Origin of the sequence: Rhodoferax sp. GW822-FHT02A01 (assembly GCF_038784515.1) — a bacterium.
GTDB lineage: Bacteria > Pseudomonadota > Gammaproteobacteria > Burkholderiales > Burkholderiaceae_C > Allorhodoferax.
Genome location: NZ_CP152376.1, coordinates 1,729,199 through 1,742,196, shown reverse-complemented (window position 1 = coordinate 1,742,196; position 12,998 = coordinate 1,729,199). Strand labels below are relative to the sequence as shown.

Annotated in this window: 12 protein-coding genes; all 12 read right to left on the bottom strand. The window is 63.1% G+C overall.

The window, feature by feature from the left end; genetic code table 11:
* Positions 1-984: a fumarylacetoacetate hydrolase family protein gene (locus AAGF34_RS08270; protein ID WP_342620140.1), complete on the bottom strand. Its 984-nt coding sequence runs from the start codon at positions 982-984 to the stop codon at positions 1-3.
* Positions 985-1,007: 23 nt separating this feature from the next.
* The gene (locus AAGF34_RS08265) at positions 1,008-1,586 is read right to left on the bottom strand and encodes a cupin domain-containing protein (RefSeq protein ID WP_342620139.1); all 579 of its coding nucleotides are present in this window, start codon (positions 1,584-1,586) and stop codon (positions 1,008-1,010) included.
* A gap of 44 nt (positions 1,587-1,630) precedes the next feature.
* Complete coding sequence (locus AAGF34_RS08260; RefSeq protein WP_342620138.1) at positions 1,631-2,569, bottom strand: MBL fold metallo-hydrolase; 939 nt, start codon at positions 2,567-2,569, stop codon at positions 1,631-1,633.
* Between the two features lie 24 nt (positions 2,570-2,593).
* Entirely contained in the window at positions 2,594-3,391 is a 798-nt protein-coding gene (locus AAGF34_RS08255) for a cyclase family protein (RefSeq protein ID WP_342620137.1), read from the bottom strand.
* A complete protein-coding gene (locus tag AAGF34_RS08250) occupies positions 3,388-4,509 on the bottom strand; it encodes an MFS transporter (RefSeq protein WP_342620136.1) in 1,122 nt (373 codons plus the stop codon). Before AAGF34_RS08250 ends, AAGF34_RS08255 begins: the two co-directional genes overlap by 4 nt.
* A 51-nt stretch (positions 4,510-4,560) precedes the next feature.
* A complete protein-coding gene (locus AAGF34_RS08245; RefSeq protein WP_342620135.1) occupies positions 4,561-5,691 on the bottom strand; it encodes an FAD-dependent oxidoreductase in 1,131 nt (376 codons plus the stop codon).
* Positions 5,688-6,038 carry a Rieske (2Fe-2S) protein gene (locus tag AAGF34_RS08240; RefSeq protein ID WP_342620134.1) on the bottom strand — a complete coding sequence of 117 codons (351 nt, stop codon included), beginning with the start codon at positions 6,036-6,038 and terminating at the stop codon, positions 5,688-5,690. Before AAGF34_RS08240 ends, AAGF34_RS08245 begins: the two co-directional genes overlap by 4 nt.
* Positions 6,039-6,062: 24 nt before the next feature.
* Positions 6,063-7,004, bottom strand: a complete 942-nt coding sequence (locus AAGF34_RS08235) for a VOC family protein (RefSeq protein ID WP_342620133.1) — start codon at positions 7,002-7,004, stop codon at positions 6,063-6,065.
* Between the two features lie 50 nt (positions 7,005-7,054).
* Positions 7,055-8,215, bottom strand: coding sequence for a prolyl oligopeptidase family serine peptidase (locus AAGF34_RS08230; RefSeq protein ID WP_342620132.1), 1,161 nt, complete (start codon positions 8,213-8,215; stop codon positions 7,055-7,057).
* A gap of 64 nt (positions 8,216-8,279) precedes the next feature.
* The gene (locus AAGF34_RS08225) at positions 8,280-10,553 is read right to left on the bottom strand and encodes an RND family transporter (RefSeq protein ID WP_342620131.1); all 2,274 of its coding nucleotides are present in this window, start codon (positions 10,551-10,553) and stop codon (positions 8,280-8,282) included.
* A complete protein-coding gene (locus AAGF34_RS08220) occupies positions 10,550-11,620 on the bottom strand; it encodes a YCF48-related protein (protein ID WP_342620130.1) in 1,071 nt (356 codons plus the stop codon). Before AAGF34_RS08220 ends, AAGF34_RS08225 begins: the two co-directional genes overlap by 4 nt.
* Before the next feature lie 15 nt (positions 11,621-11,635).
* Positions 11,636-12,988: a DUF1329 domain-containing protein gene (locus AAGF34_RS08215; RefSeq protein WP_342620129.1), complete on the bottom strand. Its 1,353-nt coding sequence runs from the start codon at positions 12,986-12,988 to the stop codon at positions 11,636-11,638.
* Positions 12,989-12,998: the final 10 nt, after the last annotated feature.

Here is a 12,998-nt window from a genome sequence, read left to right as displayed (position 1 = left end):
TCAAGAAGGTTGAACCACCCGCTGCTCAATCACTCCGAACGGGCCCTCACGTTCATCATCAAAGCGCGCCTGCATACGTACCCGATCACCAAAACGCATGAAACCGGTGCGGATCTCGCCCAAGTCAATCTTCTCGATCACGCGGCGCTCGGCAATGCACGCAGAGCCCGCCGCACGTGACACGTTGGACACCGTGCCGGAACCCAGGATGCTGCCTGCGGTCAGCTTGCGACTGCGCGCCGCATGCGCCAACAACGCACCGAACGAGAAATTCATCTCACCCCCGTTGGGCTGGCCAAATTGCTCACCATTCCACTGCACGTGCAAGGGCATGTGCACACGCCCATCGCGCCACGCATCACCAAGCTCATCCGGCGTAACCGCTACCGGCGCGAACGCGGTGGAAGGCTTGGCCTGCAGAAAGCCGAACCCCGTTTTCATCTCGCGCGGCCCCAGGGCACGCAGGCTCCAGTCGTTGATCTGCACCACCAGCCGAACGCACGCCAGCGCCTGCGCGGCTGTGGCCGACATAGGTACCTCGCCCACCACCACACCAAACTCGCCTTCAAAGTCGATACCGTCATCTTCGCTTGGCAGGGGCACATCGTCTTCGGGTCCTAGGAAATCATCACTGGCGCCCTGGTACATCACCGGGATGGTGTCGAAGTCCGGAATCGGCGGCGTGTTGAATGCCTGCTCCATCAGGTGGCCATGGTTCAGGAAGGCAGAGGCGTCCAGCCATTGTGGGCTGCGTGGCAGCGGCGCAGCGCAAGCTGCCGCCTGGAACGCAGTTGTGCCTTGCAGGTTCCCTGCGTTCAAGGCGTCATAACACTGCTGCAGGGCCGGTGCCACTGCATCCCAGCGCTGGATGGCTTCCAGCAGATTGCCCGCCAGGTCGGGGACTGCTGCAACACAGCTTCCGTCGCGCGAAACCAGCACCAGTTGTCCGTCAGGTGTGCCATTTTTAAGCGATGCAAATTTCATGGATTCATTCTCTTGTTCTGATTTCAGTGGGAGACCAGAGCCTGTGCAATGGCGGGGGCATACTGCCCATCCACCAGCACAAACAGCATGCGGCAGGGCTTGCCGGAACGGTTGGCCCAGGCATGGTTGGTACCGCGTTGCACCACCACGCTGCCGGGCTTGAGCAATACGGATTCACGGTCCAGCACCAGCGTCAACTCGCCTTCGATGACCACGCCATAGTCCACACTCTCGGTGCGGTGCATCAGCGGGTGCGGCGAATCCTCCTTGACGGTGGATGCCTTCGCGTCGCCAATCTGCGTGAAGGCTTGCTGCATGGAGTTCGCGCCATGGGCCAGGAACTCTTCCGTATCCGGAGGAATGTCTACAAAGCGCAGACGGGTACCGTGGCTGGGAGGAGGCAACATGAGGGTGCCCACACTGGGGTCAGGCCCGTTGTCTACTGGCGCGGGCGCGCCACTGGTGGACCAGACTTCATGAAAGATGGTGCCGGGGATGGCGGCAATCTCCACGACCGTGGGCAGTGGTCCATCGCTGGAAACGATGGCCCGGCCCTGTGCGTCGTGGCCGGTGACTACGCGGTGAATGGGCGGAAATGGCATACAGGTATCCGTGGACAAATGGGGGATTGAAAAGGGGCTTCGCATCAAAAGGACATCAAGTCGCGGGCGACGGTTGCCGGTCCCAAGTAGTTCTTTCTCACCGGGCCCAGATAAACACTGTCGGGCTCCTCTGCGCCGGGCACTACATGGTTGAGCACCAGCTGTTTGACACCCGCAGCCTGGGCCATACGTCCTACGTCCTGCGCCGTCGTGTGCTCTTCGCGCATATGGCGCATCAGACCCTGCGCAGCAGAGGCTGGCATCGCCTTGGCCATGGCCTGCTCGATCAGGTCCAGGTCTATCACTTCGTGAATAAGCAGGTCGGCCCCCTGGGCTAATGTCTGCACTGCTGCGCAAGGGCCTGTATCGCCGCTGAACACCACCACACGGTCGGGCGTCTGTATGCGCAGGGCGTAAGAACGGTCAGCCGCGTTGGCCCCGTCCCGGTTCTTGGCAAAGTGGCAGTTTTCAGCTGCCGTCACGGTGATCAGGTCGTCACGGTAGACCTCGCCATCACCCGCATAGTCGTGGGCCTGGAACATCTGCTCCGGTGGCAGCATGCCTTTCGAATCGGCCATGCGGATACGGGCATTGGGCTTGAAGAAACCAAGAAACCCCTGGAGCATGGACTCGGTGCCTGCAGGGCCGTACACATGCGTGGGCTGGCGGCGCCCGGTGGCCCACTGAAGACCCATCAGCGTTCCCCAGTCCGCGTTGTGGTCATCGTGGTTGTGGGTGATGAAGATCTGCCCGACGCGGCGAAAGTCCAGACCTGCTTTCACCAGTTGCTGGGTGACGCCGTTACCGGCATCAATCAGATATACACGGTCACCCACCACCAATGCGTTGGCGGGTTGCGAACGCGTTGCACTGGGCATGGGGCCGCCTTGGGTACCCAGGGTAATCACGCGGGTCTGGGCCTGTGCATTCCCCAGCGGCAACACAAGCAGCAACGCAGCTGCAATACCTACCAAGCATTTCACGATTGGGTTCCTTGTGTGTTGGGCCTATGCCGCATCAAAAATGGCCACGGCACGCGTCCAGCCTGCTGAGGCGCCGCGGATCTTGTGCGGGAAGCAGCTGATAGTGAAGCCGTGGGCGGGCAGCGCCTCCAGGTTGTGCAGCTTCTCCAGGTGGCAGTAGCCGATGTCGCGTCCGGCCTTGTGGCCTTCCCAGATCAGGCTCTTGTCGCCGGTCTCCGCCACCTTCTTGGCCGTGTAGGAAAACGGTGCATCCCAGCTCCAGGCGTCGGTGCCCGTGAGGCGCACACCGCGCTCCAGCAGGTACATGGTGGCCTCGTAGCCCATGCCGCAGCCGGCACCCAGGTAGTCGTTGTTGCCGTAACGGCTGCCGGCGCGGGTGTTGACCACCACGATGTCCAGCGGTTGCAGGTCATGCCCGATGCGCTGGAGCTCGGCCTCGACGTCCGCTGCGGTGGCGACATAGCCATCGGGAAAGTGGCGGAAGTCCAGCTTCACGCCACTTTGGAAACACCACTCCAACGGCACCTGGTCGATGGTGATGCTGGGACGGCTGCCGCCATTTTTCGCGTCCTGTGTGGAATGGAAATGCCAGGGCGCATCCAGGTGGGTTCCGTTGTGTGTGGTGAGCGTCACCCACTCCGCCGCAGCGGCCTCGCCATCCGGGAAGTCCTGGGCCGTGGTGCCAGGCAGCATGGCCATAAACTCGGGCAGCGTATCGGCATGTTTCTGGTAGGTGATCTTCGGTGCCAAGGGAGACGGATCGGACAGCACGTCGTTCTCGAGGTAGATCGACAGATCGACGAAACGGCGTTGGGGCTTCATGGGGTGACTCCTTGCGGGGGCAGTGATGGCTGTGTTGCCGGAATGCGAGAGAACGCGAAGATGGCGCATACGCCTATGACCAGGGCCGCACCGCCCAGGCTGCCGTAGCCCAGCAGCTTGACCAGCGTGCCGCCCAGAATGGGGCCAATGGCTGCGCCGGTCATCATCATTGCGGGCGTGGCAGCCATGGAGCGGCCACTGGGGTCCATACCGGACAGCAGGCCGAAGGCGAAGGTGTGGGTAAAGATCATCACCGCAGCAAAGACCGATGCTGCCAAGGCGTAGGGCACAAAGGTCGTGGCATTCATGATGGTGACCACCAGCAGCACCTGCAGCGCCGGCCCCACCAACATCACGTTGCGGGCCCGCCAGCGCCGCTCCAGCAGTGCGGCCAGACCGGCGGGGAACAGGTTGACAAAGCCCAGCGCAATAAGCACGCCGGTCACGGCTTCCAGCCCGAAGCCGCGGTCCCTGCCCACGCGCTCCAGAAAGCTGAAGGTCATGGCCTGCACCAGTGCCATGCAGGCAATGCCCAGGATGCCGAACCACACGGCACGCGGAATGCCCCGCACGGCAACGTCGGCTCCGTGATCCGATGACAGTGCATCAGGCAGCGGAAACGACGTGGCCGCCACCAGTGCGCCAACGGCCATCACACCCGCAAAGATGCGAAACAGCACGGGCCCACCCAAGGCCGCAACCGAGGGAGGTGTGGCACCGACAAAGACAATGGCAAACACGCCCAGAGCCATGCCCACCAAGGCGAAGAGACGATGCGGACGCGTGCTGCGCGATATCGTTCCATGCGTCACGCTCAATGCAAAGCCGGAAGACAAGCCTGCCAACGCATGCAGCACAGCCAGCGCGCCGAAGTCACTCAGCACCGAGGCCCCAGCGAAGCACAGCGCCGATACGCCAAAGCCCAGGGTGGCCACCAGCCGGCCATTGAAGCGGTGAAAGCGCGGCGCCAGCAGCAGGCTGGCCAGCACCACACCGGCCAGGAACAGCGTGGCCAGCAAGCCGGCCTGCTGGGGATCCAGCCGGTATTGCGAGATCAGCGTGCCCACCCATATGGGCAAGGCCACCAGATCCACCATGCCAGCGCAATGGGCCACCATCAGCGCGAACGTGCCGCGCTTGGAGTTGGTTCAGTTCATGGCGTGGTCCGCTCAGATGGGTTGGGCCAGAGCCATCAGCGACTCGCGCATGATGCGTCCGTGCTCTTCCTTGTCACCACCCTCAATCTCGATCTCGCCCAGGCGCACCGAGTTCTGCACCACCATGCGGCAGCGCTCCCAGCGCCGCGCCGAGAAGGCCGCCAGCGCCTGCTGCGTGTCCGTGTTGCAGCCAATCTCCTCGGCCAGCACCAGCGCATCCTCGATGCCGATGCAGGCACCTGACGCCAGGTGCGGTGTGGTCGCATGCACTGCATCCCCGATCAGCACCACCCGGTTCTGGAACCAGGGCTGGGGCAGGAGCAGCGACTCCAGTGGGCGAAAGACGATCTGCGAATCGGGCCCGATCTGCCCGCGTATCGTCTGCAATGCGGGTGCCGGGAAATCGGCCAGGAGTCCGCGCAAGTGATCCACAAAGGTAGCCGGGTCCACATGGTCATTGTTCGCACGGGGCTCGGTCAGGAAGAGATACATCTCGGTTGCCGAGATCGGGTTCACACCGGGTTTGACCTTGGGTCCCATCCACATGGTGGTGTTCGTTATGCCCTCCTGGCACGGCAGCACCGCCCGCCACACGGCCTGTCCGCTGTAACGCGGTTGCGGTGCGTTCGGGAACACCGTCTGGCGCACCTTGGAATACAGGCCATCGGCACCGATCACCAGGTCGTAGCGCCGCCGCTGGCCATCGGTGAAGCCCACCTCCACGCCATCGGCATCCTGTTCGATCTGGGTGAAGCTGCAGCCCAGATGCACCTGGGTGCCGGCCGCGCGGGTGGCTTCGGCCATGATGCGCGCCAATACCGGCCGCATGATGCCGGCGCCACCGGGCACGTCGTCACCGGCGATGCGCGGCGTTGGCAGCGTGGCAATCTGCGGACCGTGCGGCAGGCAGATGTTGACGCCATCGGAAGCATGGCCCTGCGCCAGAAAGGCTTCGAGTATTCCGAGTTGCCGGAAGGCGCGCAGTGTCGCGCCCCCCAGGCTGATACCTGCGCCGTAACTGCGCCAGCCGGGATCGATTTCCACCAGATCCACGTCGGCGCCCAATTTGCGCAATTGGATGGCGGCGGCCATGCCGGAAAAACCGCCACCGATGATGAGAATGCGTTGTGCTGCGGTGCTCATTGTCTTGTCTCCTTTGTTTGAATACGGGCGAGGAGGATCTCGCCTTTGGGGCTGATTGTGAGGGGCACGGATGTCAGCGATTGCCCCAGGCATGGGCCCAGCGTGCAAAGCCCTGTTTCAATTTCGAACAGGGCACCATGCGCCGCGCAGACGATGCGGTCGCCCGCGCTGTTGAGGTAGGCATTCTTGCGCCAGGCCAGTGGCGTATCGAGGTGCGGACACAGGTCTGCATACGCATACACCCGACCACCTTTTCGCACCAGCAGAATGCTGTCCTGCCCGGTACGCAAAGGATCACATCCGCGCGAACCCGACTCCGGCAACTCGTCCAAGTGACACAGGTGCATGATCGATAGGCCTTTGTCCGCAACTCAGGGCGCGGGAGCGCCGGGCTTGGCACCGGGGGGCGGGCCGCCCGGGGCCCATTTCTCGCGGTGTTGCAGCAGGAACAGCTGCGACGTATCGGCACTGATGGGCGCTTCACGCGCGACCCAGCTGTCGTCGTGCAGGTCCATGTCGGCGTCGTACTCCACATGGCAACCCATGGGGGAATTGAAGTACCAGAACCAGTTGCTGCCAAACTTGTGGCGACCCGGTCCCCAGAAGCTCTGGTAGCCCTTCTCGACGAACCGCGTACCGGCCAGCAGCAGCTCCGTCGGCCCGCCCATGTGGAAGGTGAAGTGTTCGCAGCCCTTCATGAAGGGCGGCGTCTGGATCATGAACAACGTGTGGTGATCGGTCGTGCCCGCCGGACGCAGGAAGGGGCCGGTGCCAGTGAAGCGGTCGGTGCAGACGAAACCCAGACGTTGGTAGAAAGCCTCGGCCTTGGCCGAATCGGGGACGAAATACACCACGTGCGAGAGCGAGCGTGGCACGGTCGCCATGTCCTGCCGCACGCCCACGGTGTTGGCGCGGCGTTGCGGCACGGAGCCGGGCGCGTTGACGCCCTCGGCCGGAAGATCCAGAGGGCGGCGCACCGTGACCTGGAAAGCCAATGCAAAGCCCATGTCGTCCAGCGCGCGGACCACGCCGCCCTGGCGCGTCACGCTGCGGTCACGCTGCAGCTCGGCCTCGATGGCGTCCAGTGTCGCCACGTCAGCCACGCCGTACACCGTTTCGCGCAACATGCTGGCCGTACCCATGGGCGCTGGCAGGGAGGGATCGTCCTTGGAACGGATTTCCACGGCAGTGCCGTCCAAGGCTTCAAAGCGGCCACTGCCGACTTCGGTCAGGCCGTAGTCAATCAGGTATTGGCGGCAGGCCGCCACGTCATCCACGCCAAAGACAAGTGCGTCAGGTCCGATGATGTTCATAGTGTGTTTGTTGGTTGTCATGTGAATGCTGTTGTGGATGTGCTCTCGGTTCACGCCGCCGTGCGGCCCCCCAGGGTCTCGGCGACCCAGTCGGCGATGTATTGACCGGCGTTGATGGAGTTGTCGAAGCTGGCGTGCTGCACACCACCCTCGCGCTCGGTAAACACCTTTAGCTCGCGCTTGGGGCTGTTGGTGAGTTGCTCATAGGTGCGGTGGGCCCAGTGCAGAGGAATCTGCGAATCCTTCTCGCCATGGGTGACCAGGAAAGGCACCTTGATCTTTTCCACCACGCCATCCAGGTGCACGTCTTCGGCGATCCGCATGAAGTCGTCAATGTCCTTTGCGCCCCAGACCCAGCACACATGCGACCAGTAGTGCGGCACGGGGAAGGTTCCTTCCTTTTCCAGCCGGCGCTTCTGCACGTCACGCCAATCGTGGTTGGCACCCCAGGCCACACCGCAGGCAAAGCGCGGCTCAAAGGCCACGGCACGGGGGCAGTAATAGCCACCCAATGAGACGCCCTCCATGCCGATGCGTTTGGCATCCACATCGCTGCGGGTCTCCAGCCAGTCCACCACGCGGCTGGCCCAATGTTCGCTGTCATAGCGCGCGGTGAGCTCCTGCAGGCGCAATGCCTCGCCGGTGCCCGGCTGGTCCACGATCAGCGAAGCCACACCCCGCTTTGCCAGCCAGGCCGGCAGGCCAACTCGGTACTTCATCTCCTTGGTGGAGTCCAGGCCGTTCACTTGCACCAGCAGCGGTGCGGGGCCATTCACGCCTTCGGCCGGTATGTACAGGGCAGCCAAGTGCTTGCCCTCGTAGGGGATCTCGACGCGCTCGCAGCGTTCGCCACTCAGGCGCACACCTTCGGCAAACAGGTCCAGGTGGCGGCGGTACAGCGCCAGGCGACCGGGGGAGCCATGTGCCTGCAGGCGCTCGGCCGTGATCAGGTAGCTGGCAGCCCGGTTGATCTTTTCACCGGCGGAAAACAGTCGGCCCCGGGCCTTGTCCTCATCGGCCAGTTCACACAGGCGGTCAGCCATCTGCACCCAGGTCTCGCGGAAGGCCTGGGTTCCGGCGGCATCAGGCGCTTTGGCAGCATCTTGCAGCGGGCCGCACATGACTTCGATTTCGCCGATGCGTGCGCCCATTTCAATGGCGAGCGCGACGGAGAGATTCCAGACGTAGTTGGTAGGAAAGTACTTGAACATAAGAGAGTGCTTTAAAGAAAAAGGCGAAAGCTGTTGTCAGCCAGGTTGATGAAAAAGGGATTTGTCATGGATGCGCACTTGCCATGGCGGGCACTGGCGATGCCTGCCATGCTGGCTTGAGGAGAAAGTGCGCCAGGGCGGGAACCAGTACGAGGGCACCCAGCATGTTCCAGAGAAACATGAAGGCCAGCAGCAGCCCCATGTCGGCCTGGAACTTGATGGGACTGGCCACCCAGGTGATCACGCCGGCGGCCAGCGTCACGCCGGTGAGCACCACCACCTTCACGCCCAGACCCAGGCCCACCATGAGGGCTTCGGCCAGCAACGACGTCAGCACCAGGGGCAACACGGCAACCACCACGGCGCGCCAGTTGCGGAAGGTAATGAAGCACAGCAGGGACACGGCCGCATAGACCAGCAGCAGCATCTGCCGCCAGGCGTGCTTGACCACGCTGTTGGTTGCGGCCTCGATTCCGGCAGAGCCTGCTGCCAGCTGGAACTTGACCTGGGCCGTGTCGTTGTCCGCAGCAAACGCCTCCACCGCATCGGTGACACGCGTCAGCGTATCGGCCTTGTGGTCACGCAGGTAGATGTAGAGCGTGAGCAGGTTGCAGCTGTCGTTGTACAAGCCGGTGCGGGGCGCGCCTGCAGTCACGGTGTTGAGCATGGACTGGTTGGGCAGGAATTCGTACCACAGAGGACTGCCCTCGCTCAAGCCCGTCAGCACGCGCCGGTTGAGCAGGGAGAGCGAGTTGGTGCTCTCCACGCCATCGAGCTGGCGGATCTGCCACTCCAGTGCGTCCAGCTTGTTGAGCGTGTTGTAGTCGGAGCAGGCGCCCTCGGGTGTGGACACCATCACGGCCAGCACGTCACTGCTGGCGCCGTACGCCTGGTTGACATAGGCAACGTCGCGGTTGTAGCGGCTGTCGGCACGCAGCTCAGGCGCACCCGGGTCCAGGTCGCCGATCTTGAGTTGCGCGCCCACACCGTATCCCAGCGCCGCCAGCAGTGCGGCCAGACCCAGCGCGAGCGTCGCAAAGCGGCGCTGGGTGAACAGGTCCAGAAACCGCCACAGCGGGTGCCGTGCGGCGCCGGTCTTGTCGGCCGCTTCGGCACGCAGGCTGCGTGCGGCGGCACGTGCGCTGACACCGGTATAGCTCAGCAGGATGGGCAGCAGGATCAGGTTGGTGAAGATCAGTACCGCCACACCCATGCTGGCTGCCAGAGCCAGCTCGCGGATGGACTGGATGTCGATGGACAGCAGCACGGCAAAGCCCACCGCATCCGCCAGCAACGCAGTCAGTCCCGCCAGGAACAGGCGCCTGAAGGTGAAGCGGGCAGCGAGCAGCTTGTGCATGCCACGGCCCACGTCCTGCATGATGCCGTTCATCTTCTGTGCGCCGTGGCTCATGCCAATGGCGAAGATGAGAAACGGAACCAGGATGGAGTACGGGTCCAGCGACTGCCCCAGCAGCGGTAGCAGGCCCATCTGCCACACCACGGCCACCAGCGAGGCACAGACCACCAGCGCCGTCGAGCGGATGCAACGGGTGTAGGCGAAGACCATGGCAGCCGCAATGGCCACCGCCATGGCAAAGAAGACCAGCACTTCGCGCACGCCTTCGATCAGGTCACCGGCAATCTTGGCAAAGCCGGTGATGTGGATGTCCACACCGGCGCTGGCGTACTTGCTGCGCAGCTGTTCGAGCTGTACCGACAAGGTTCCGTATTGCAGCGGCCTGCCCTCAGCGTCCTGGGCCAGGAGCGGCACGAAGATCATGCTGGAGCGCATGTCCAGCCCCACCAGCTGGCCCACCTGGCCCGAGCGCAGGATGTTGGCCTGCAGGCGTTGCAAACTCTTCGGGCTGCCGTCGTAATGCTCGGGGATGACGGGGCCACCTTCCAGACCTTCCTCGGTCACGCCGACCCATCGCGTGCTGGGCGTCCAGAGCGACTTCATGCGCGAGCGGTCCACACCGGGCAGCAAAAAGACTTCGTCGTTGAGCTTGCGCAGCGTCTCCATGTAGTCGGCATCCAGAACGCTGCCCTTGGGATTGCTCACCACCACGCGCACCGCGTTGCCCAAGCCGCTCAGTTGCGATGCATTGGCCAGGTAGTTCTGGATGTAGGGATGGTGAACCGGAATGGTCTTCTCGAAGCTGGCGTTGAGCTGCAGCTTGGACGCCTGCCAGCCCAGAACCAGGGTGATCAACAGACACACGAACACCACCAGACGGCGGTTGTTGAACAGCAGGCGCTCCACCACCGAGCCGGACTGGTGATCAAAGTCGCTCAGTGCAGTGAGAGGCACCACACCGGAGGAAACATGCGCACTCATGGGCGGGCTCCTGCCGTGGGAACAACGATTGCACCCTGCACGGTAAGCGCCAGCAGACGACCGGCATCCAGCGCGAGCAAGCCGGCTGTGGGTGGCAATGCGCTCTGGGCCATGGGACGCAGTTGCTCTCCCGTGTACGCAAACAGCCCGCCCGCCTGATTGGCCAGCCACAGCGTGCCCTGCGGGTCCGCCACCATTGCCGAGAATGACACTGGCACCGGTGCGCTGACCTGCGCCCAGGACACTCCCAGATCGTCGCTGCGCCACAGTTGCCCACGCAGCCCCGCCACCAGCAAGGAACGATCCCCCAGCCACGATGCGCGGAAGAAGGTGCCGTCATACGGCACTTTCAGGCGACGAAAGCTGGCACCCGCATCCAGCGACAGCAGAACCAGGCCCTGTTCACCGGCGATCAGCAGCTTCTCGCCCTGGGACTGCAGGGAATACAAGTGCATGCCGCCGGGGTTGTCCAGGCGCGCCCCCATGGACGACCAAGTCTTGCCACCGTCCTGCGTCGTCAATGCCAGCCCGTAGGCGCCGACCACCATGCCGCGCTGCGCATCGAGAAAATGCAGGTCCAGAAAGGGCTTGTCCGGTCCGCTGGCAATCAAACGGTCGGCCTCGGCCTGCGCCTTGGCGTCACCGCTGGCCTGCGCGCTCTTGGCCACCAGGGCTGCCACCTGCCTGCCATCGAGCTGCAGGGTCCAGCTCTGTCCCGCATCCACCGTGGTCAGCACCACGCCGCCATGGCCCACCGCCCAGCCGCGGTGGTCGCCGAAAAACTGCACTGCTGTGAGCGAGACACTGGTTGGCACCTTGGCCTGTCGCCAGTGCGTGCCACCATCATCCGAATAGATGGCGATGCCACGTTCACCGACGGCAACAATGCGCCGCCCCGCCCAGGTCGCCGAAAGAAGGACGGCCCGCTCGGGATGCAGCACCTGCAGTGCCGGGCGCTGCAAAGCCTCGCCCACCGGGGTGGCTTGAGAAGGGATGGAACTGGCACCCATTGCCACGAACACGGCAACGGCAAGAGAGGTCTTGAGCATGTGGGGAACTGTCAGCACGTGGCAGTGGTTGGGTTAGCGAACGCCTTGGGCAGCCAGACCCTGACCAGTGAACACATCGGTCGGCCAGCGCTTGGTGAAGCGGTGGTGGAAAGACTTGTCGTTGAGTACGTTGGCTACATAGCCGTTGCCCGACTGAAGGTCATAGAACCCGAAGGTCTGTTGCACCGTGCCTGGGGCATCGGGCATCACATAATTGAAGAGCCACAGGGTCTTCCACAGATCCCCCTTGGCATCCCATCGATCACCCAGATTGGCCACCCAGGTATCTTCATCCAGGTAGTAGGTGCTTTTGGGCGCCTGGTGGCGTTGGCCAGGCTTCAGCGTGGCTTCGACAACCCACACGCGGTGCAGTTCCCAACGCACATAGCTCGGGTTCAGATGGCGGGGTGTGACGGCCTCACTGTCCTTGGCTTGCAGGAAGCTGTTGTTGTTGTAGGGGATCAGCATTTCCTTCTTGCCCACGAGCTTCCAGTTGAATAGCTCGGTAGTGCCGGAAAAGACGCTCAATTCGTCAAACGACATCACGCCTGCAGAAGCCGGTGTGGGCGTGTCGCAGCAGGCGTTGGGCAGCTTGCGTACACGGCGTTGACCTGTGAGGTAGACGTAGGACTGGGACTTGTCTTCATCCACGTTCTGCCGTCCGGCAATCATTTCACCGGCCCGGATCGGAGGACCTGCATTGACCAGGTTCACCTCCCAGAAGTAGCCATCGAACTTTTCTGCCGAACTGTCCTTGAAGTAATAAGGCATGCGCTGGCGGATCAGGCCGTCGGTGGTCAGCACGACCTTGCCGTCCGATGTGAGCTGGTACTGGTTGAGCTCGGCCTCCCAGGACTCGCCGCGCCAGGCCAGCTTGTGGTTCCACATCGCTTCGACGCCATTCTTGGGAATGGGGAAGGGAATTCCGCCATAGGCACCACTGGGCACATCACCTTCGAGCTTGGCGGTCAGTGCGTTCTTGGCCGTGTTGTCGTACACCCATTGCGGCGCCATGGCGGTGCGGTGGGTGGGGTAGACGTCCAGCCGGTAACTCTCGGGGTACTTCTTCAACAGTGCCTTGACGCCATCGGAGAGCTTGTCAGCGTACTGCGCCATGTTCTTGGCGGTGACCGAATAAAGCGGTTTCTCTCCCTTGAAAGGGTCGCCACGGCGCCCCCCTTCTTTGTCTCCGGCAATCTTGCCGGTGAAGCCTCCGGTCCATGCGGGAATGCTGCCGTCCTTGTTGCCCGCCTTCTCTGCGCCCAGAGGCGTGAGTTCGCTCTTCAGCTTGGCGGCTTCATCAGCGCTGACAGCTGACCAGGCGGGCACTGTGCAAGCCAATGCCGCAAACAAACCAATCAGCCCATTTCGGGTGTGTGAATACATAGTGGTCTCC

Bases quoted from the DNA above. Each gene is read 5' to 3' on its own strand.
- AAGF34_RS08270 (WP_342620140.1), bottom strand. From the start codon at position 984: ATGAAATTTGCATCGCTTAAAAATGGCACACCTGACGGACAACTGGTG.
- AAGF34_RS08265 (WP_342620139.1), bottom strand. From the start codon at position 1,586: ATGCCATTTCCGCCCATTCACCGCGTAGTCACCGGCCACGACGCACAG.
- AAGF34_RS08255 (WP_342620137.1), bottom strand. From the start codon at position 3,391: ATGAAGCCCCAACGCCGTTTCGTCGATCTGTCGATCTACCTCGAGAAC.
- AAGF34_RS08250 (WP_342620136.1), bottom strand. From the start codon at position 4,509: ATGGTGGCCCATTGCGCTGGCATGGTGGATCTGGTGGCCTTGCCCATA.
- AAGF34_RS08245 (WP_342620135.1), bottom strand. From the start codon at position 5,691: ATGAGCACCGCAGCACAACGCATTCTCATCATCGGTGGCGGTTTTTCC.
- AAGF34_RS08240 (WP_342620134.1), bottom strand. From the start codon at position 6,038: ATGCACCTGTGTCACTTGGACGAGTTGCCGGAGTCGGGTTCGCGCGGA.
- AAGF34_RS08235 (WP_342620133.1), bottom strand. From the start codon at position 7,004: ATGAACATCATCGGACCTGACGCACTTGTCTTTGGCGTGGATGACGTG.
- AAGF34_RS08230 (WP_342620132.1), bottom strand. From the start codon at position 8,215: ATGTTCAAGTACTTTCCTACCAACTACGTCTGGAATCTCTCCGTCGCG.
- AAGF34_RS08225 (WP_342620131.1), bottom strand. From the start codon at position 10,553: ATGAGTGCGCATGTTTCCTCCGGTGTGGTGCCTCTCACTGCACTGAGC.
- AAGF34_RS08215 (WP_342620129.1), bottom strand. From the start codon at position 12,988: ATGTATTCACACACCCGAAATGGGCTGATTGGTTTGTTTGCGGCATTG.